Origin of the sequence: Streptomyces sp. NPDC050439 (assembly GCF_040655335.1) — a bacterium.
Classification (GTDB): domain Bacteria; phylum Actinomycetota; class Actinomycetes; order Streptomycetales; family Streptomycetaceae; genus Streptomyces.
The window spans coordinates 253617-273713 of sequence record NZ_JBFAJT010000009.1 but is presented as its reverse complement, the minus strand read 5'-3'; the positions used below and the strand labels follow the sequence as shown (position 1 = coordinate 273713).

The 20097-nt window shown below is 70.6% G+C and carries 17 protein-coding genes; 10 read left to right on the top strand and 7 right to left on the bottom strand.

Going from position 1 to position 20097, the window contains the following annotated elements:
• Positions 1–312 precede the first annotated feature (312 nt).
• Positions 313–969, top strand: a complete 657-nt coding sequence (locus tag AB0I66_RS33705) for a helix-turn-helix domain-containing protein (RefSeq protein ID WP_363211791.1) — start codon at positions 313–315, stop codon at positions 967–969.
• A 78-nt stretch (positions 970–1047) separates the two neighbouring features.
• Positions 1048–2562: an MFS transporter gene (locus AB0I66_RS33700; protein WP_363211790.1), complete on the top strand. Its 1515-nt coding sequence runs from the start codon at positions 1048–1050 to the stop codon at positions 2560–2562.
• 25 nt (positions 2563–2587) lie between these two features.
• Here AB0I66_RS33700 and AB0I66_RS33695 read toward each other — a convergent pair whose 3' ends face one another.
• Complete coding sequence (locus AB0I66_RS33695; RefSeq protein WP_363211789.1) at positions 2588–3112, bottom strand: MarR family transcriptional regulator; 525 nt, start codon at positions 3110–3112, stop codon at positions 2588–2590.
• A 136-nt stretch (positions 3113–3248) separates the two neighbouring features.
• Between AB0I66_RS33695 and AB0I66_RS33690 the strand changes: the two genes are divergently transcribed.
• Positions 3249–4037: a class III extradiol ring-cleavage dioxygenase gene (locus tag AB0I66_RS33690; protein ID WP_363211788.1), complete on the top strand. Its 789-nt coding sequence runs from the start codon at positions 3249–3251 to the stop codon at positions 4035–4037.
• Positions 4038–4042: 5 nt separating this feature from the next.
• On the opposite strand, the gene AB0I66_RS33685 is transcribed toward AB0I66_RS33690, so the two are convergent.
• A complete protein-coding gene (locus AB0I66_RS33685; protein ID WP_363211787.1) occupies positions 4043–5095 on the bottom strand; it encodes a questin oxidase family protein in 1053 nt (350 codons plus the stop codon).
• 59 nt (positions 5096–5154) lie between these two features.
• Positions 5155–5718: an N-acetyltransferase family protein gene (locus AB0I66_RS33680; protein WP_363211786.1), complete on the bottom strand. Its 564-nt coding sequence runs from the start codon at positions 5716–5718 to the stop codon at positions 5155–5157.
• Between the two features lie 184 nt (positions 5719–5902).
• On the opposite strand from AB0I66_RS33680, the gene AB0I66_RS33675 reads away from it, so the two are divergent.
• Entirely contained in the window at positions 5903–6910 is a 1008-nt protein-coding gene (locus tag AB0I66_RS33675; RefSeq protein ID WP_363211785.1) for a sigma-70 family RNA polymerase sigma factor, read from the top strand.
• 890 nt (positions 6911–7800) lie between these two features.
• On the opposite strand, the gene AB0I66_RS33670 is transcribed toward AB0I66_RS33675, so the two are convergent.
• Positions 7801–8760, bottom strand: coding sequence for a YafY family protein (locus tag AB0I66_RS33670; RefSeq protein ID WP_363211784.1), 960 nt, complete (start codon positions 8758–8760; stop codon positions 7801–7803).
• A 188-nt stretch (positions 8761–8948) separates the two neighbouring features.
• Between AB0I66_RS33670 and AB0I66_RS33665 the strand changes: the two genes are divergently transcribed.
• From AB0I66_RS33665 to AB0I66_RS33645, 5 genes are all read left to right on the top strand, one after another.
• Entirely contained in the window at positions 8949–10520 is a 1572-nt protein-coding gene (locus tag AB0I66_RS33665; RefSeq protein WP_363211783.1) for an MFS transporter, read from the top strand.
• Between the two features lie 178 nt (positions 10521–10698).
• The gene (locus AB0I66_RS33660; protein ID WP_363211782.1) at positions 10699–11460 is read left to right on the top strand and encodes a DeoR/GlpR family DNA-binding transcription regulator; all 762 of its coding nucleotides are present in this window, start codon (positions 10699–10701) and stop codon (positions 11458–11460) included.
• A gap of 62 nt (positions 11461–11522) precedes the next feature.
• Complete coding sequence (gene pfkB, locus AB0I66_RS33655; RefSeq protein ID WP_363211978.1) at positions 11523–12470, top strand: 1-phosphofructokinase; 948 nt, start codon at positions 11523–11525, stop codon at positions 12468–12470.
• A 94-nt stretch (positions 12471–12564) separates the two neighbouring features.
• The gene (locus AB0I66_RS33650) at positions 12565–14556 is read left to right on the top strand and encodes a fructose-specific PTS transporter subunit EIIC (RefSeq protein ID WP_363211780.1); all 1992 of its coding nucleotides are present in this window, start codon (positions 12565–12567) and stop codon (positions 14554–14556) included.
• Between the two features lie 126 nt (positions 14557–14682).
• Positions 14683–14937 (top strand): hypothetical protein, encoded by a 255-nt coding sequence (locus AB0I66_RS33645; protein WP_363211779.1) that lies wholly within the window; start codon positions 14683–14685, stop codon positions 14935–14937.
• A 29-nt stretch (positions 14938–14966) separates the two neighbouring features.
• On the opposite strand, the gene AB0I66_RS33640 is transcribed toward AB0I66_RS33645, so the two are convergent.
• The 3 genes from AB0I66_RS33640 to AB0I66_RS33630 all read right to left on the bottom strand — a co-directional run bounded on the left by AB0I66_RS33640 (position 14967) and on the right by AB0I66_RS33630 (position 18397).
• A complete protein-coding gene (locus AB0I66_RS33640) occupies positions 14967–15758 on the bottom strand; it encodes a DUF6227 family protein (RefSeq protein ID WP_363211778.1) in 792 nt (263 codons plus the stop codon).
• 173 nt (positions 15759–15931) lie between these two features.
• Positions 15932–17167: an Ig-like domain-containing protein gene (locus AB0I66_RS33635; RefSeq protein ID WP_363211777.1), complete on the bottom strand. Its 1236-nt coding sequence runs from the start codon at positions 17165–17167 to the stop codon at positions 15932–15934.
• A 144-nt stretch (positions 17168–17311) separates the two neighbouring features.
• A complete protein-coding gene (locus AB0I66_RS33630; protein ID WP_363211776.1) occupies positions 17312–18397 on the bottom strand; it encodes a P1 family peptidase in 1086 nt (361 codons plus the stop codon).
• A gap of 189 nt (positions 18398–18586) precedes the next feature.
• Here AB0I66_RS33630 and AB0I66_RS33625 point away from each other — a divergent pair, with 189 nt between their 5' ends.
• The gene (locus AB0I66_RS33625) at positions 18587–20020 is read left to right on the top strand and encodes a NarK family nitrate/nitrite MFS transporter (RefSeq protein WP_363211774.1); all 1434 of its coding nucleotides are present in this window, start codon (positions 18587–18589) and stop codon (positions 20018–20020) included.
• Positions 20021–20097: the final 77 nt, after the last annotated feature.

Here is a 20097-nt window from a genome sequence, read left to right as displayed (position 1 = left end):
GCCTTCCCCTAGCGGCAGCCGCCGGTCCTGGCTGCACCCTTTCGATCACCCTGTGCCGGTGGGTGCGCGGGCGCTCGCTGGGTGCGACCGATCGTGGGTTTCTTGTTCATCTAGGGCTTCCTGCGGATCCCCACGGAGGTGTGACGCGGGTCACGTGAAGAAAGTCCGGGAGCGGGAAATATCCGGGGACTGTCTCCCCGTTTAGACCTGTGTCCGAGCGAAACGGGGAGTGATTCCCCGCATCGCGCACCACAGACCTGAATCGCGCATCACGGACGTGAATCGCGCACCGCAGACTTGAGGAGAGCCGCCGTGGAAACCGCCACCGCCGCGCAGCGCCGCACGCCCCGCCCGCGGGCCGACGCCCTGCGCAACCGGGAGCGGATCGTCGCCGCCGCACGCGAGATGTTCGTCGAGTTCGGCCCCGACGTGCCGCTCGACGAGGTCGCGCGCCGGGCCGGCGTCGGCAATGCCACGGTCTACCGGCACTTCTCCGACCGTTCCGAACTGGTCCACCAGGTCGTCCTGATGGTCACCGACCGCGTCTCGGCACACGCCGAGGCGGCGATCGTGGCCGCGGACGCCGACCCGAGTGTCGCGTTCGACGCCCTGCGCCGGTTCGTCCATGCCTCCGCCGACGAGCGCATCGGTGCCCTGTGCCCGATCCTCCAGGCGGCCTTCGACCCCGATCACCCGGATCTGGTCGATGCCCGTGAGCGGCTCGAAGCCGTGATCGACGGGCTCATGCAACGGGCGCGCGCGGCCGGGCAGCTGCGCACCGACATCGCCGTCGGGGACCTGATGGTCGCCCTCTCCCAGCTCACGAGGCCGCTGCCCGGCACGGCGTGCCCGAACATGGACCGCTTCGTCCACCGCCATCTGCAGCTGTTCCTCGACGGCCTGATGGCACCGGCCCGCTCCGAGCTGCCCGGTGAGGCGGCGACCTTGGAGGACCTCCGCCAGTCCTGAGTCCCGCCTGGCCCGGGCGCTCGAACGCATCGCTTTCCGTCACTTTTTCACCACACGTACCGCTAGGTGGCTACTCCCATGTCAGAAACAGATCCGAGGCGCTGGAAAGCGCTGATCTTCATCGCGCTCGCGCAGCTGATGGTCGTCCTCGACGCGACCATCGTGAACATCGCGCTGCCCTCCGCCCAACAGGACCTGGGCATCTCCGACGGCAACCGCCAGTGGGTCATCACGGCCTACGCCCTGGCCTTCGGTGGTCTGCTGCTCTTCGGTGGCCGCATAGCCGACCTCTGGGGCCGCAAGCGCACCTTTGTGACCGGCCTGATCGGCTTCGCCGCGGCCTCCGCGCTCGGCGGTGCCGCGACCGGCGAGGCCATGATGCTGGGCGCCCGCGCCCTGCAGGGTGTGTTCGGCGCGCTGCTCGCGCCCGCCGCGCTCTCGCTGCTCGCCGTGATGTTCACCGATGCCAAGGAGCGCGCCAAGGCGTTCGGCATCTACGGTGCGATCGCCGGTGGTGGTGGCGCCGTGGGCCTGATCCTCGGCGGTTTCCTCACCGAGTACCTGAACTGGCGCTGGACGTTCTTCGTGAACATCCCGTTCGCCGCCGTTGCCGCGATCGGTGCCTACTTCGTCATCCGTGAGCCGGCCGGTGCCCGCAACCGCTCGCCGCTCGACATCCCGGGTGTGGTCCTGTCCACCCTCGGTCTGGTCTCCCTTGTCTACGGCTTCACGCGCGCCGAGTCGGCCGGCTGGTCGGACTCCCTGACGATCGGCATGTTCGTCGGCTCCGCCGTCCTGCTCGCCGCCTTCGTCCTCACCGAGGCGAAGGTCAAGTCGCCGCTGCTCCCGCTGCGCGTCCTGACCGAGCGCAACCGCGGTGGCGTCTACCTCTCGCTCGGCCTCGCGATCATCGCGATGTTCGGCCTGTTCCTCTTCCTCACGTACTACCTGCAGATCGTCAAGGGCTTCTCGCCGGTCAAGACCGGCTTCGCGTTCCTGCCGATGATCGTCGGCATGATCACGGGCTCCACGCAGATCGGCGCCCGTCTGATGACCCGCGTCGCGCCGCGGCTCCTGATGGGCCCGGGCTTCGTGGTCGCGGCCATCGGCATGCTGCTCCTGACGCAGCTGGAGATCGGCACCTCGTACGCCGGTCTGATCCTGCCCGCGCAGTTGCTGCTCGGCCTCGGCATGGGTACGGCGTTCATGCCCGCCATGTCGCTCGCCACGCACGGTGTCGAGCCGCGTGACTCGGGTGTCGCCTCCGCGATGGTCAACACCTCGCAGCAGGTCGGCGGCGCCATCGGCACCGCTCTCCTGAACACCATCGCCGCCTCCGCCACGACCGCGTACATCGCGGACCACGCGGCGGGTGCGACGACTCCCGCGGCCCAGAAGCTGGTCCAGGCGCAGGCCATGGTCGAGGGCTACACCAGCGCGATCTGGTGGGCCGTCGGCATCCTGGCCGCCGCCGCCGCGATCGCCTTCGCCCTCATCAACACCGGCGCCCAGAGCGGCGCTCCGGCCGCCTCGGGCTCCGGCGACGGCGAGGGTGTCGAGGACGAGATCAGGATTCCGGTGGTCGCGCACTGACCCCGGACGTGAAGGGGGAGGCGGTCTAGCGGAGCCAGGGCAGGTCCGCCCCCGCCTCCTTCGGCTGAAGTCCCTCGGCGACGATCACCATGATCTCGCCGAGGGACTTCTGCTGTTCCGGGGTGAGCCGGTCGAAGAGTGCCTGGCGCACGGCGGTGACATGGCCGGGCGCGGTCCTGCGCAGCACCTCGTACCCGTCGTCGGTGAGGATCGCGAACTGGCCGCGCTTGTCGGAGGGGCAGTCCTCGCGGCGCACCCAGCCGTTCTTCTCCAGGCGCGCGACGGCGTGCGAGAGACGGGACCGGGTGATCTTGGTGTTCCTGGCCAGCTCGGTCATGCGCAGGCGTCGGCGCGGAGCGACCGAGAGCTGGACGAGCAGACCGTAGTAGATGTGCGGCATGCCGGCGTCGCGCTGCAACTGGCGGTCGAGGTGGTCCTCCAGGAGCGTGGTGGCCTGCAGATACGCGAGCCAGGTGCGCTGTTCCTCGTCGTCGAGCCAGCGCGGTTCCCCGTCGGGAAGGTCGGGGGAAGAAGTGGGTGCCGTGTCCATGTAGTCCACTGTACGCAGCCCTTCCTTGAAAGTTAAACAATTTGGGCGTAGAGTCATCGTCGAGAAAGCTTGAGAGTTAAAGCAAAAGCTTCGGTGTGTGAGAGACCATTCCCCGTACGTCCCCGGAGGTGCCGCCATGACCGCGACCCAGGAGCGCATGCCCGCCCTGTATCTCAGCCACGGCGCACCGCCGCTGGCCGACGACGCGCTCTGGCCGGAGCAGCTCCGCGCCTGGTCGGCGGGGCTGCCGCGCCCCAAGGCCATCCTCATGGTCTCCGCCCACTGGGAGGAGGCCCCGCTCGCGCTCGGCGCGACCGAGGCGACCCCGCTGGTCTACGACTTCTGGGGCTTCCCCGAGCACTACTACCAGGTCACGTACGCAGCTCCCGGCGCCCCCCAACTGGCCGATTCCGTACGCAAACTGCTGCGCGGGGCGGGTACGCCGGTGCAGGACATCCCGGACCGCGGGCTCGACCACGGAGCGTATGTCCCGCTCGTCGAGATGTATCCCGACGCGGACGTCCCCGTGCTCCAGATCTCCCTGCCGACCCTCGACCCGCGCCGCCTCCTCGACATCGGCCGCAAGCTCGCGCCGCTGCGGGACGAGGGCGTGCTGATCGTCGGCAGCGGCTTCTTCACGCACAATCTGGCCGCGCTGCGCCAACTGGACCGTGGTGTGCCCTCGTGGTCGGTGGAGTTCGACGCGTGGGGGCACGAGGCGCTCGACGCGGGCGACATCGACGGCCTCCTCGACTTCCGGCACAAGTCTCCGGCGGGCGAGCTCGCACATCCGCGCACGGAGCACTTCGCGCCCCTCTTCGTGACGCTGGGGGCCGCGGAGGCCGCGGGAGACCTCGGCGGGCAGCGCAGTGTGATCGACGGGTTCTGGATGGGGCTCGCGAAGAGGTCGGTGCAGTTCGGCTGACCGCTTCAGGCGAGCGGTTCGCTGATCTCGATCGCGCGCAGGGCCGCCGTCAGGGCGCGCTCGTCGCCCACGTCCAGTGCGGTGTCGGCGAACTTGATGACGTGCTCGTCACCGTGTGCCAGGGCCCGCTCGAAGACCTCTTCGGGGGTGAAGGTGCCGGGCGCGGTGTACGTGACCGGGGCGTCGGGGGCGTACATCGAGGTCACGGCGGCCGACGCCGTCCAGGCCGCGTGCAGGCTCGGCGCCCACAGGGTGCGGGGCAGCGCGGGCAGCGTCCGCAGCACGGCGTTGGGTGCCGTGGACGCGTGCACCAGCATGGTCGCCTCGCCGTGGCCGTGCGTGGCGTACCGGTGGGTGGCCGCCCGCACGAGTTCGGCGAGCGCGCGGCGCGCCTCGTCCGGGTCCGTCACGGTGGCCGCCCACGCGGGCAGGCCCACGACCCGGCCCAGCCTGGCGGGAAAGCCACCGCTTTCCCGGTCTGGGATCGGCTCCACGGCGTCCAGGGCGGCGGCAGCGGTGCCGGTGCCCGGCGGCAGGAGCGTGATGCCGGTGACGGGGTGGTGGCGGGCGGCCCAATAGCCGAGGCCGTGGGCGAGTTCGGTGACGCGGGGGCCGGTCTCCTCGCCGGTCAGGAGCGTGCGGACCGCGTGGCCGACGCGGATCACCGGGTGCGTGGAACCGCCGTACAGGCCCGGCAGCAGGAGCGGCCACCAGGCGGCGAGCACCTCGCGCCACGGGCGTTCACCGACCTGCCGGCCGAAGTACGCGATCCAGTCCGCCGCCCGGCGCGGATCGCCGAGGGCCTCGCGCCAGTTGTCGTCGGTGATTGTTCCGACCGAGCCCGGGTACTCCTCCAACTTCGGCGCGTACAGCCCGAGCCAGCGGTGGACGGCACCGGAGTGGCCGTGCGCGGCGAGCGCCTCGACGGCCATCGGGGCGTGGTTGGTGAGCCGCCCGAGCCGCTCGGGGCCGGAGGCGTGCAGGCGCTGCAGGGCTTCGTCGAGGGTGCCGGTGGTGTCGGCTGCGGAGTCGGCTCTGTTGTCTGCGGTGGCGTCCATGGCGGCACGGTAGGCGGGCCGGGGCGCGGGCGTAACGGCCGTGCGGCCTAGGTCAGGGCTTAGGGCGGGCCGGGTCGGGACCTAGGACCCGCTTCGGTTCCGGGGCCGAGGGGACGCTCGTACCAGGCGACGTCCCAGTAGCGGCCGAACTTGCGGCCCACCTCGCGGAACGTGCCGACGTGCCGGAAGCCGAAACGTTCGTGGAGGCGGCCGGAGGCGTCGTTCGGCTGGGCGATCCCGGCGTAGGCGCGATGCAGGTCCTCGCCTTCGAGGGCCTCGAAGAGCGCCTTGTAGAGCAGGGTGCCGATGCCGCGGCCCGCGGCATCCGGCGCGCAGTAGACGCTCACTTCCACAGAAGTGGCGTACGCGGGCTTGACCCGGAAAGGAGAACTCGTGACGTACCCGAGGATCAGGCCGGAATCCCGCTCCTGGGCAACCAAGAGGCGGTGGGGGCCGTCTTCAGGGTGGGAGAGCAGCCAAGGGCGGCGCTCTTCCGGCAGAAAGACGGCCGTGTCGAATGTGATCGCCGTCTCGCGTACGTAGTGGTTGTAGATGGCGGTCAGGGCCCCCAGATCGGCCTCCGAGCCCGGCCTGACCTGCACCTCGTCACGCTCCGACGGCATCCTGCCTCCCTTTGTGGCGGCACAGGGTACTGCAACGTCAGGAAAATAGTTACGCGGCTTGGGAATTCTGTCCGGATTCCAGTCGTTGTTTCCATCGGAAGCAGGGCACCCGCAAGGGTGTGGTTTCCACCACAGAGGCCCGTGAAAAGGGCCGACCAGGACCTCCACACGCAAGGGAGCACGCATGGCAACCCGTGCCGTCGCCCGTCGTAAGTCCGCCTCCTCCGGCGAGACCGACGCGGCACGCAGTGTTCGCGCCGTAGGCGGGGAGATCGCCGACCGCGACCTGGTCGGCATGTACCTCGACGAGATCGCGCGTACGCCGCTGCTCGACGCCGCCAAGGAAGTCGAGCTGTCCCAGATCATCGAGGCCGGTGTGTATGCCCGGAAGATACTCGACGGTGACGTCGAGGACTCCGTCCCCGGCGCTTCCGCTTCCCGCGAGGAGCTGGAGACGCTGGTCGCCGACGGCGAGCGGGCGAAGGACGTCTTCATCCGGTCGAACCTGCGTCTCGTCGTCGCCGTGGCCCGCCGCTATCCGCGCAGTGGTCTGCCGCTGCTCGACCTGATCCAGGAGGGGAACGCGGGCCTGGTCCGCGCGGTCGAGAAGTTCGACTACGCCAAGGGCTTCAAGTTCTCCACGTACGCCACGTGGTGGATCCGTCAGGCCATCACGCGCTCCATAGCCGACCAGTCCCGCACGATCCGTCTGCCCGTCCACCTGGTGGAGGAGCTCGGCCGGATCCGCCGGGTCATGCGTGAGTTCAACCGGAAGAACGGCCGCGATCCCGAGCCGGAAGAGGTCGCGGCGGAGCTGGACTCCACGCCCGCGCGTGTCACGGACGTCCTGGACTGGGCGCGTGACCCGGTCTCGCTCAACATGGGCGTGGACGACAACGGGGACACGCAGTTCGGTGACCTCCTCGAGGACACCTCCGCGGTCTCGCCCGAGCAGTCCGTCCTGACCCTGCTGCGCAGCGAGGAGCTGGACGATCTGATCGGCCGCCTCGACCAGCGCACGGCCTCCATCATCAAGATGCGGTACGGCATCGAGGACGGCCGCGAGCGGACCCTGACGGAGGTCGGCAAGCAGCATGGTCTGACGCGGGAGAGGATCCGCCAGATCGAGAAGCATGCGCTTCTTGAGCTGAAGAAGCTGGCTCGGGACACGGGCTTCGACGCGGCCGCCTGAGCGGCGAGCAGGGCCGCCCTTCAACTGAGCCCCGGTGCCATCCCCCCCGGCACCGGGGCTCACCCCTGCCCGAAGCGGCGGGGACGCTTGCCCGGCTCTCTGCACTTCCCCGCGCTCCGCACGGACCTGAACCGCGCTCCGCCCCCCGCCCTCGCGTCAACGGAGCGGCGGGTCGCTTGCCCGGCTCCCCGCAATCCAGAACCGCGCTCCGCGCGGACATCCCCCACCCGCCCACCCATCACCCGGGTCACCTTCCTCGGCCACCCCAAGGTGTCCCCTGGCCCTAGCGCCAACCCGGCGGGGGTGCTTGCCCGGCTCTCCGCGCTCCGCGCGGGCCTGAACCGCGCTCCGCGCGGATATCTCCCACCCGCCCACCCGTCACCCGGGTCACCTTCCTCGGCCGCCCCGAGGTGCCCCCTGGCCCTAGCGCCAACCCGGCGGGGGTGCTTGCCCGGCTCCCCGCGCTCCGCGCGAACCAGAACCGCGCTCCGCGCGGATATCTCCCGCCCACCCACCCATCACCCGGGTCACCTTCCTCAGGACCGCCCAAGGTGTCCCTCCCGCCCTCGCGTGGATGCGCCACCCCGGGGGTCCGCCCCGCCCGCTCATTGCTCCCGGGCAATCGGGTGGGTGGGTGGGAGAAATCCGCGCGGAGCGCGGTACAGGGTGGTCCCCCACGACCTGCGGGCGCCGGCGCGCGGACGTGGGTGGGAGATATCCGCGCGGAGCGCGGGGAAGGGTCGTCCCCCACGACCTGCGGGCGCCGTCGCGCGGACGTGGGTGGGAGGAATCCGCGCGGAGCGCGGGGAAGGGGCGTCCCCCACGGCCTGCAGGCGCCGGCGCGGAGCCGTGCCGTGGTGCGTCAAGGCCGTGGGTGGCGTGAGGTCCGGTCAGGGGGTCGACGCTCGGGTCAGGCGGGAGCCCAGTTCCCGGAGGGAAGTGATGAGTTCTGGTGGGCCGTGGGCCACGAAATCGCAGCCCGCAGTAGCCAACCGCACCGCAAGCCATTCGACGGAGTCCGTCACCTCCGAGCGGAGGCGGCACCTCGTGGCCGAAAGGGACTCCGGCGTGCCCAGCGCCGAGGGGAACGCCCCGGCGATGGCCTCCGCGGACGCCTCGAACGTCACGTCGACCGCGTACGAAGGCTGACCCCGCCACATCGACCGGCGGATGAACTCCGCCGCGTCCCCCGCGGGCAGCTCCCGCGGCACGAAGCGGGCCCCGGTCGCGAAGGGCGACGACACCCGGTCCACGCGGAACGTACGCCAGTCGTCCCGGTCGATGTCGTACGCGACCAGGTACCAGCGGCGCCCCGTCGACACCAGCCGGTGCGGCTCCGTCAGACGGCGGGACTCCGTGCCGTCGCCGGAGCGGTACGCGAAGCGGAGGCGCTCCTGGCCCGCCGCCGCGGACGCCATGACCGTAAGCGTCTCGGGCGCGATGCTCGCGCCGTCGCCGCTGGTCAGCGGGGTCGTCGCGATCTGAAGGGTCTGGACCCGGTGGCGTAGGCGCGAAGGCAGGACCTGTTCGAGTTTCGCCAGGGCCCGTACCGACGCCTCCTCCACGCCCTCCACCGCGTGCCCCGCCCCGGCCCGCAGCCCCACCGCGATCGCCACCGCCTCCTCGTCGTCCAGGACGAGCGGCGGCATGGCCTTCCCGGCGACCAGGCGGTAACCGCCGGTCGCCCCCTGGCTGGCCTGCACCGGGTAGCCGAGGTCCCGCAGCCGGTCGATGTCGCGCCGCACCGTACGACGGCTGACGCCGAGCCGGTCCGACAGCTCACCGCCGGGCCACTCGCGCGGGGTCTGGAGGAGGGAGAGCAGCTGCAGCAGCCGAGCCGGGGTGTCCATACCCCCGGACCCGGACCCAGAGCCGGACCCAGAGCCGGAGCCGGAACCAGACCCAGCGCCGGACCCAGGCCCAGACCCAGCGCCCGAGTCGGACCTTTCCGAAGTCGTGCCCGAAGTTGATGTCATGTTCTCCAGGATGCCGCCCATCTAGGACAAGCCCTGGCCTATATGACTTCTAGTCTCCTCCCATGACTTACAGCAGCCCTGCCACCACACCCCCCGGATCGGACGCCGCCGCCGCAGCCGACCGGCGCCGCTGGTTCGCCCTCGCCATCGTGATGACGGCGGCCTTCATGGACCTCGTCGACGTCACCATCGTCAACATCGCGATCCCGTCCATCCAGGAGGACGCAGGCGCCTCGTACAGCCAGATCCAGTGGATCACCGCGGGCTACGCGCTCGCGTTCGCGGCCGGCCTCATCACCGGTGGGCGGCTCGGCGACATCCACGGGCGCAAGCGGATGTTCCTGATAGGGATTGCCGGCTTCACCGTCGCCTCCGCGCTCTGCGGGTTCGCCGCGAACCCGGAGATGCTGGTCGCGTCCCGGATCCTGCAGGGCGGCATGGCCGCGATGATGGTGCCGCAGGTCCTGTCGATCGTGCACGCCACCTTCCCCGCGCACGAGCGCGGCAAGGTCTTCGGGCTCTTCGGGATGATCGTGGGCCTCGGCGCCGTATCGGGTCCGCTGCTCGGCGCGCTCCTCACCCAGTGGAATCTGTTCGGGCTCGAATGGCGGCCGATCTTCCTCATCAACCTGCCCGTCGGTGTCGCGGGACTGATCCTCGGCAGCAAGTTCATCACCGAGTCCAAGGCGCCGAAGGCCCTCAAGCTCGACCTCGTCGGCGTCGTCCTCGTCACGCTCGGCCTGCTGATGGTGCTCTACCCGCTCACCCGCGGGCAGGAGCTGGACTGGCCGCTGTGGGGCCACGCCATGATGGCGGGCGGACTCCTCGTCTTCGTCGCGCTCATCGCGTACGAGAAGGCGAAGGCGGCCAAGGACGGTTCGCCGCTCGTGGAACTGTCCCTGTTCAAGGTGAAGAGCTTCGCCGCGGGCATCGCGGTGCAGACCGTGTTCGGTGTCGCGATGGGCATCTTCTTCCTGGTCTGGACGGTCTACATGCAGACGGGGCTCGGCTGGAGCGCGCTGCGGGCGGGCACGACCGGGGTGCCGTTCTCGATCGCCGTCTCGGTGGCGGCCGGCATGTCCGTGCAGAAGCTCGTGCCGCGGTTCGGGCGCAAGGTGCTCCAAGGCGGCGCGCTGGTCATGGCCGCCGGGGTGCTGCTCTACATCTGGGAGGCGGACCGGTACGGCGCGGGCATCGCGTCCTGGCAGATGGCGCTGCCGCTGGTCGTGATGGGCGCGGGCATGGGATTCATCGTCGCGCCGCTGACCGACGCCATCCTGTCGGACGTGCCGCGCGAGCACTCCGGGTCTGCGTCCGGGCTGCTCAACACCGTGCAGCAGATGGGTACGGCGCTCGGGCTCGGCCTGGTCTCGGTGGTGTTCTTCGGCGTGATCAACGAGAAGGCGGCGCGGAGCGAGATGCCCATGGAGATCGTGGGCGCGTTCCAGAACTCGCTGTGGTGGGTCGTCGGCGTGCTCGTCGCCATCTTCCTGCTGATGTTCGCCCTGCCCTCGAAGCCGCGGCAGCACGTGGAGGGCGGCGGCGGAGGCGGAGATGACGTCGGCAGCGAGGACGCGGCCGTCGATGTTCCCGGTGACGAGCTCGGTGAGCGGGAGCCCGCGTTGACCTCCTGACGGCGGTAGCGACAGGGCGCGGCCCGGGTGGGAGCCACGAGCTCCGCCCGGGCCGCTTTCGCGATCCGGGAAGTCCGTTTATGTCTGCGCAGAGTCCGGACCTGTGGACTTCACGCGAAACCAGTCGTACTCTGCAGGGGAAACCACACACTCGGGCACCCGGCGGAGGCAAACGGACATGTACGCACCGGAGCGGCAGCAGGAGATCCTGCGGCTCGCGCGCGACGGCGGCCGGGTCGACGTCCTGTCGCTCGCCGAGGAGTTCAAGGTCACCGCCGAGACCATCCGGCGCGACCTGAAGGCCCTCGACCGGGCCGGGCTCGTGCGTCGCGTGCACGGCGGTGCCATACCGGCCGGGCGCCTCGACTTCGAGCCCGACCTCGCCGAGCGCGAGGGAACGGCCGCCGACGAGAAGGACCGCATCGCCCACGCCGCCCTCGCCGAGCTGCCCGCCGAAGGCAGCGTCATCCTCGACGCCGGTTCGACCGTCGCCCGCCTCGCGGCCTCCCTCCCGCTGGAAGCGACGTTCACCGTCGTCACGCACGGCCTCCCCACCGCCGCCCGCCTCGCCGACCACCCCGGCATCCAGCTCCACCTCATCGGAGGCCGCGTCCGCAGCCGTACGCGCGCCGCCGTCGACGCGTGGGCGCTGCGGGCGTACGGAGAGATCCGCGCCGACGTCCTCTTCGTCGCCGCGAACGGCTTCTCGGCGCAGTCCGGCCTGACCACCCCCGACCTGGCCGAAGCCGCCGTCAAGCGCGCGGCGATCGGTGCGGCCCGCCGCGTGGTGCTCCTCGCGGACTCCACGAAGCACGGGCAGGAGCACTTCGCGCGCTTCGGCGGCCTCGACGACGTGGACCTGCTGATCACCGACAGCGGCCTCAGCCCCGAGGACGCCGCGGCGATCGAGAGCGGCGGCACGGAGGTGATCCGGGCATGAGCGGCGCGGACACACCCAAGAGCGACACCACGCAGGTCAGCAACGAAACGGTACGTACGCGCATGATCCTCACCGTCACCCCCAACCCCTCCCTCGACCGCACCTACGAGGTCCCCTCTCTGGACCGCGGCGAGGTCATCCGGGCCACCGGTGACCGCATGGACCCCGGCGGCAAGGGCGTCAACGTGTCGAGGGCGGTCGCGGCGGCGGGCGCGGTGACGCTCGCGGTCCTGCCCCTCGGCGGCGCGCCCGGCGCACTCGTGGCCCAACTCCTCGACGAGCAGGGCATTCAGGTCGCACCGGTCCCGGTCGCGGGCCAGACCCGCTCCAACATCGCGGTCGCCGAACCGGACGGAACCCTCACCAAGATCAACGCGGCCGGTCCCGAACTGAGCGCGGCCGAGGCCGAGTCGTTGCTCTCCACCGTGCGGGAACGTTCCGTCGGCGCCGACTGGATCGCCTGCTGCGGCAGCCTGCCCCGCGGCCTCGCCCCTTCCTGGTACGCCGACCTGGTGGCCCGCGCGCACGCCGCGGGCGCCCGCATCGCCCTCGACACCTCGGGCCCCGCCCTGCTCGCCGCCCTCGCCGAACGCCCCGACGTCGTCAAGCCGAACGCGGAGGAGCTCGCCGAAGCCGTGGGCCGCCCCCTGGCGACCGTCGGCGACGCGGTCAAGGCGGCCGAGGAACTGCGGCAGCTGGGTGCGCGGGCCGTGCTCGCCAGTCTCGGCGCGGACGGCCAGCTCCTGGTGGACGACTCGGGCGCGTACTTCGCCTCCGCACCGGTCGACGCCGTACGCAGCAACGTCGGTGCCGGTGACTCCTCCCTGGCCGGTTTCCTCGTCGCGGGCGGCACCGGCGTCACCGCCCTCGCCTCGGCCGTGGCGCACGGCGCGGCAGCGGTCCAGCTCCCCGGCAGCGCGATGCCGACCCCCGCGGACCTCGCGCCCGACGCCGTCACCGTCACGTCGGAGGTTCCCCTGGACCGCGTACTGACGGAGCCGGCGTCATGACACCCCGAACCCCCCGCAGCACTCCCGTCCCCACTTGCAGCACCCCCGTCCCCACCCCCGCCCTCCGGGCGATACGCGTGCGAAGGAGCCCGCGATGAGCGAGATGATCACCGCGGAACTGGTCGACCTCGAAATCGACCGGTCCGCCACCACCAAGGAAGCGGCGGCCCGTGCCCTCGCCGAGCGCATGGTCGCCCTGGGCCGGGTGACCGATCTGGACGGGTTCCTCGCCGACGTGGCGGCCCGCGAGGCGCAGATGCCGACCGGCCTCGACGGCGGCATCGGCATTCCGCACTGCCGCAGCGCCCACGTCACCGAGCCGACCCTGGCCTTCGGCCGCTCGGCCGAAGGCATCGACTTCGGGGCGCCGGACGGCCCCGCCGACCTGATCTTCCTGATCGCCGCTCCGGCGGGCGCGGACGACGCCCACCTGACGATTCTCTCCTCGCTGGCACGGCAGTTGATGGACGAGGAGTTCACGGGCGCGCTGCGGGCGGCGGAGGACGCCGGGACAGCCGCGGCTCTGATCACGGGGGAGCCCGCCGCGAGCAGCCCGGCAGAAGACCCGGCGGACCCGCACCCGGAGCACGCCCCCGCCCCGGAGCAGCCGTTCCGCATCGTCGCCGTCACCTCCTGCCCGACGGGCATCGCGCACACGTACATGGCCGCGGAGTCCCTCGAGAACGCCGCCCGCGAGGCTGACGTAGAGCTAACGGTGGAGACCCAGGGGTCAGCAGGCTTCACCCGCCTCGACCCGGCCGTCATCGCCGCCGCGGACGCGGTGATCTTCGCGCACGACGTCCCCGTACGGGACAAGGACCGTTTCGGCGGGAAGCCCACCGTCGACGTCGGGGTGAAGGCAGGCATCAGCAGGCCCGCCGAGCTCATCGCCGAGGTGCGGGCGAAGGCGGCCCGCGGCGAGATCACCGCGGACGTCGGCCCGAGCCCCGTCGACAACGCCGGTGACAGCGGTGACGGTTACGGCACCAAGCTGCGCAAGTGGCTGATGTCCGGCGTCAGTTACATGGTGCCGTTCGTCGCGGCCGGCGGCCTTCTCATCGCACTCGGCTTCGCCATCGGCGGCTGGAAGATCGACAAGGCGCCGTCCGTCGCCGAGCACTTCGTGTGGACGGACACCACCAGCTGGGCCGCGCTCCTCTTCCAGATCGGCGGCCTCGCCTTCGCCTTCCTGGTGCCGGTCCTCGCGGGCTACATCGCGTACGGAATGGCCGACCGGCCAGGACTCGTCCCAGGCTTCGTCGGCGGTTCCGTCGCCGTCACGATCAACGCGGGCTTCCTTGGCGGCCTCGCGGCGGGCCTGATCGCGGGCGCGGTCGTCATGGGCATCCAGCGCGTGAAGATCCCGGCCGTGCTGCGCGGGATCATGCCCGTGGTCGTGATCCCGCTGATCTCGTCCGCGGTCGTCGGTTTCCTGATGTTCCTCGTCATCGGCAAGCCCATCGCGGAGCTGCAGAGCGCGCTCACGGACTGGCTGGAGGGCCTGTCCGGCGCCAACGCCATCATCCTCGGCGTCATCCTCGGCCTGATGATGTGCTTCGACCTCGGCGGCCCGCTGAACAAGGTCGCGTACGCCTTCGCCGTCGGCGGCCTCGCCAACCCGACCGAGGGCAGCCTCAAGGTCATGGCCGCGGTGATGGCGGCCGGCATGGTCCCGCCGCTGGCCATGGCCCTGGCGACGACGGTCCGCGGCCGGCTCTTCACCAAGACCGAGCGCGAGAACGGCAAGGCGGCCTGGTTCCTGGGCGCCTCCTTCATCACGGAGGGCGCGATCCCGTTCGCCGCGGCCGACCCGCTGCGGGTGATCCCGGCGTCGATGGCGGGCGGCGCGGTCACCGGCGCCCTGTCGATGGCCTTCGGCTGCACGCTGCGGGCCCCGCACGGCGGCATCTTCGTGGTGCCGCTCATCGGGCAGCCGCTGCTGTACCTGGTGGCCATCGCCGCCGGAGTCGGCGTCTCGACCGTGGCGGTCATCCTGCTCAAGGGCGGCCGGAAGACGGCTCCTTCGGAGAGCGGCGTCACGGGTGAGGAAGCGGCGACGGAGAAGCGGGTGCCGGCGGCCGTCTGAGCCCGGCTCACTGAGTCCCGGAGAGTTCGGACCCTATGCGGGGGTTGTGCGACATGCGTCACTTCAGGACGTAAGTCCCACAACCCCCCTGTCGTAAGCCCCGGATCGTGCTGTCTACTGTGCGGCATGTTCCAGAATGTCTCGATCCTCCAGCAGGCAGGCGTGGCCGTCCTGGCTGCGGCGACCGTCGTCTGGGCCGTGGGCCTGGTGCGGGTGATGCGGCGCGACCAGGCCGACGTGGACGTCTGGCGCACGTCCCGTGCGCTGGGTTCGGTGCCGGCGCAGACGGGCCCGCCGGGCGCCGAGACGGTCGAGCTGACGGCGGACGAGCGCGCTGCCTTCGCGGGCCTGGTACGGCAGTTCGGCGACGGCCGCCCCTGAGCCTCGCCTCGCGCGCGGGCAGCCCCTGTCTACTTCGTACGATGCTGCGGAATGTTCTTGGCGCGCTGCTCCATCGCCGCGCGGGCCGCTTCCTCGGAGACGTACACCTCGCAGCGGTGCCGCTTGTCGGGCGTGACCGTGTGCTCGACCTCCCAGAGGCTGAGCTCGCTGCCGTCGAAGAGCAGAAACGCGTGCTCGTAGAGCGAGAAGCAGAGGCGCGCCTCGCCGACCAGGCAGGGGCGGCCGAAAGCCTGCGTGATCTGGTGCGCGAACGCCGAGCGCAATAACCGCTCCAGGTCCTCGCCGGGGCGCCCCTCGCTCACCGAGTTCTCCGCGCGGCGCAGCAGCCGGCGGCCGTGGTCCGCGGAGTCGTCCGGCACGTACGTATGACGGGGTTCGTCGGCGACCGGGAGCTGCAGCACGACGGGCTGCTCGCAGACGGCGGAGGGGGTGTCGGGCGGGAGCGGCAGCCGCGAGGTGGCGACCCCGGCCTCCTCCTCGTCCGCGTACAGCTCGTACTGGGGGTGGCTGCCGGGGCCGGTGTTGTGCACGAGCTCCCAGAGGGTGAGCGCGCCAGCGTCGGCGAGCAGCCACGTGTGGCGGTACGTCTCGCGGTGCAGGCCCGCGCTGTGATGCGCGGAGTGCAGCGAACTGTCGTACGCCAGGGCCGAGTCCAGGCGCCCTATCGTGTCGTCCGGCAGGTCGAAGGAGTTCATGGCGCGGCGAAGAAGCCGCTCGAGATGCTCCTGCGGGGAGTGCGGAGAATTCTGCTCGGCAGACTGGGGCTCGTACGCCGTCTCGTACTCGTACGGAACGCTCAAGGTCTCTCCCGGCGTTGCTGCATGTCACCTTGTGAGTGCATACCGTAGCCCCTGGATCGGACATCATGTCCAGGAACTGGAAAACGTACGAGCCGCACGGCAAGTTCCCGTGCGGCTCGCGGTGTTGGGGCTGGTGAGGGGTGCTGGTGAGAGGGGTGGGGCGGGGGCCCGAATCAGCCCGCGCTGCCCGCCGTCCACTCGCTCCAGGACATGTTCCAGCCGTTCAGGCCGTTGTCCGGGGCGATGGTCTCGTCCGGGGATCCCTTGACCGTCACGATGTCCCCGATGAGGGAGTTCTCGTAGAACCACGCGCCCGGCGTGCTGGAGTCGCCCGCGCCCTGCGCGTCTTGCAGTCCGACACAGCCGTGGCTGGTGTTGGCGCTGCCGAAGATCGAGGGCGAGCCCCAGTAGTTGCCGTGGATGAAGGTGCCGGACGACGACAGGCGCATCGCGTGCGGGACGTCCTTGATGTCGTACTCCCCGCCGAAGCCGACCGTGTCGCCGTTCATACGGGTCTGGGTGAACTTCTCGGAGATCACCATTTTCCCGTTGTACGTCGGGTTCGAGGGGCTGCCCGCGGAGATCGGGATGGTCTTGATGACCTTGCCGTCGCGCTCGACCGTCATCTTCTTGGCCTTCACGTCGACCGTGGAGACCTGCGCGCGGCCCACGGTGAAGCTGACCGTCTTGTTCTGCACGCCGGTGGCGCCGTCCGCGCCCTTCACGCCCTCCAGGTCGATCTTCATGGTGACCTTGGCGCCGGCCTTCCAGTACTCCTCGGGCCTGAAGTCCAGGCGCTGGTCGCCGAACCAGTGGCCGACGACCTTCTGGCCGCTGTCGGTGCTGACCTTGATGTGCGACTGGACGGACTGCTTCTCCGTGATCGCCTTGTCGAAGTTGAAGGAGACCGGCATGCCGACGCCGACCTTCGTGCCGCCGTCGGGGGTGTAACTGCCGATGAAGCTGTTGTCCTTGGAGACGGTGGTGAAGATCGAGTTCTCCGTCGCCTCCTTGCCCTTGGTGTCCTTCGCGTCGGCGGTGATCTTGTACTTCATGCCGCGCTCCAGCTGGGCCTTGGGCTTCCAGCTGGTGCCGTCGGCGGAGAGCTTGCCGTCGACCGCCGCGCCCGTGGAGACCAGGGTCATCTTCACCTCGGTCAGCTTGCCGCCCTTGACCTTGACGCCGGTGGCGTTGATGGAGGCCCCGGTCGAGCCGTCCTTCGCCGAGATGGTGATGTCGGCGCCTTGGTTCTTGGCCTTGCCGTTCTTGCCGTCGCTGTCGCCGTCGGCGTCCGCGTCGCCGCCACAGGCCGTGAGGGTGAGCGCACCGACCGCGGCGAGCGCGGTGGCCGCCAGAAGGGTGCGTCGCCGGGGCTTGGCTATGTGCGACGTTGTCACGGGCTGCTCCATCTTTGTGCGAAGTGCGCGTTCTGATCCAGTAAGGGTTAAGAGCGGCTCGCGGGCGGAGAGGTTCCTTCCGCTTGATGTGAGCGCGGGCACATGGACATGGCCCACCGGCGGTCCAACGGGCCGTGCGCTGCGGGCACTCGGCAGCTACTCGGCTTGCTCGCTGTCGAGGTCGCCGTAAAGGTCGCGGTACGAGGGGAAGTTGCCGCCCGGTGTCTCGACGGACTCCGCGGCCAGGAGCGCCCCGACGATCGCCGCCGTCACCATGTCCGCGCCCGCCGCGAGGATTTCGTTCAGGGCGAGGGGATGGTCGGCGGCCAGGGAGTGCTCACCGGTGGCGAGGGCGAAGACGGTGTCCCCGTCGTTCAGGAGATGGACGGGGCGCACGGCGCGCGCCATGCCGTCGTGCGACGTGCCCGCGAGCTTCTGCGCCTGGGCCTTGGTGAGTTCGGCGTCCGTCGCGACCACGGCGAGGGTGGTGTTGAGCGGGGGAGGCCCGCCCTTGGCGGCGGCTTCGGCGAGCCGTCGCGTGGCCTCCTCGTGCACCTCAGGGGCGGGGTAGGCCACCCGCCGCCCCTCGAAGAACCGCCCGTACAACGCGCCCGTCCCCGCGTCGACCCCCGACCCCGCCGCGTTCGCCACGACCAGCGCGGCCACGGTGATGCCCGACTCCAGCCGGACGCTCGCGCTGCCGACACCGCCCTTGACCTTCCCGACCACGGCTCCGGTGCCCGCGCCCACGTTCCCCTCCTCGACCGGCGTGAACGGCGTGCCGGCCGCGGCGGCCTCCACCGCGGCGCGCCCCGTCGTGGCATCGGGGCGTGCCGTGAAGTCGCCGCCCCGGCCGAGGTCGAAGACGCAGGCAGCCGGGACCACGGGGACGACGTGGGAGGGATCGGGGCCGACCCGCACACCCCGGCCCCGCTCCTCCAGCCACGCCATCACGCCGGTCGCGGAGTCCAGGCCGTACGCGCTGCCGCCGGTCAGCACCACGGCCTCGACGCGCTGGACCAGGTTGCGGGGGTCGAGGGCGTCCGTCTCGCGGGTCCCGGGGCCGCCGCCGCGCACATCCACGGCTGCGACGGCGCCGCCCTCCGGGGCGAGCACGACGGTCGTGCCGGTGAGGTGACCCGCGTGGGTGGGCGCGACGCGGGTGGCATGGCCCACGCGAAGGCCGGCGACATCGGAGAGGGAGTTGGTGCGGGGCCTGGTGGAGGGGTTCGAGGAAGCCATGGCGACTTGCGTATCACGCGGGGGAGCCCGAGCCCCCGAGGCCCGAACGTCCGAAGGCCCTCTGATCTTCGTGTCTTTGGGCCGGTCGACGCATGTCCTACGCCTCTGCTCCCGAAGAACCGCGCACGCGACGGTGGATATGTCAGGCCCCGGAGCAAGGTCGGGACCCGTAGCGAACTGGGATCCAACATGACATCGCCTGCCGCCCAAGAAACGCGGACCGCGCCATCGGGCGTTACGTACGACCCCGCGCAGTACCGCCCCGGCAAGACCATCACCGACTGGGAGCCGGAGAACGAACTCTTCTGGAAGTCCATCGGCAAGAAGGTCGCCGCCCGCAACCTGTGGATCGCCGTCCCCGCCCTCCTGGTCGCGTTCGTCGTCTGGCAGGTGTGGTCGGTCACGGCGACCAACCTCAAGGACGTCGGCTTCGGTTTCTCCACCTCGCAGCTGTTCTGGCTGACGGCCGTCCCCGGCATCACCGGCGGCACGGCGCGCGTCTTCTACACCTTCCTCGGCCCGATGATCGGCCAGCGCCGCTTCACCGCGCTCTCCACGATCGTCCTGGTCATCCCGCTGATCTGGCTCGGCATCGCGGTGCAGGACCCGAACACGTCGTACGGCGTGATGGTCGCCATCGCGGCCCTCTGCGGTGTCGGCGGCGCCAACTTCGCCTCGTCCCTCGCCAACATCGGCTTCTTCTTCCCCAAGCGCGACAAGGGCAACGCCACCGGCATCAACGGCGGCCTCGGCAACCTCGGTGTCTCCGTCGTCCAACTGGTGACCCCCATCGTCATCACCAGCTCGGTGCTCGCGGTCGGCTCGGCCCAGCACAAGGCGGACGGCACGCCCGTGTGGCTGCAGAACGCCGCGTTCCTGTGGGTGCCCGTCCTGGTGATCCTGGCCGCCGTCGCGTGGTTCGGCCAGAACGACCTGAAGGTCGCCTCCACCCCCTTCAGCCAGCAGAAGATCATCTTCAAGCGCAAGCACAACTGGCTGATGACCTGGCTCTACGTCGGCACGTTCGGTTCCTTCATCGGCTTCGCGGCAGCGCTGCCGATGCTCATCAAGACCACGTTCACGCCCATCGACGCGGCCTACTCCGCGGCCACGTACGCCTGGATGGGCCCGGCCGTGGGCGCGCTCGCCCGCTGGGCCGGCGGCTGGATCGCCGACAAGATCGGCGGCGCGAGGGTCACCATCATCTCGTTCGTCGGCATGGCGCTCTCGATCATCGGCGTCATCAACTTCCTGCCCTCCGGCGGCGACGACGGCAACTTCTGGGGCTTCTTCGTCTGCTTCCTGTGCGCGTTCTTCTTCTCGGGCATAGGCAACGGCTCGACGTTCCGCCAGATCCCGGTGATCTTCCGGGCCCAGCACCTGAAGGGCCTGACGGAGGGCACCCCCGCCTACACGAAGGCGCTGAAGCAGTCCGAGATGGAGGCCGGTGCCGTCACCGGATTCACCTCCGCCATCGCGGCCTACGGCTTCTTCTTCATCCCGGCGATGTTCGCCAACTTCGCGGTCACCAGCGCGATGTGGGGCTTCGTGGCCTTCTATGTCAGCTGTATCGCGGTCTGCTGGTGGTTCTACGCCCGCAAGGGCGCGGAGTCCCCGAGCTGACGCCCCGAGCGGCGTCGGAACCGTGGGCCGGGTGTGGGAGCACCCGGCCCACTGGCATGCCCTGGACGCCTCGTACC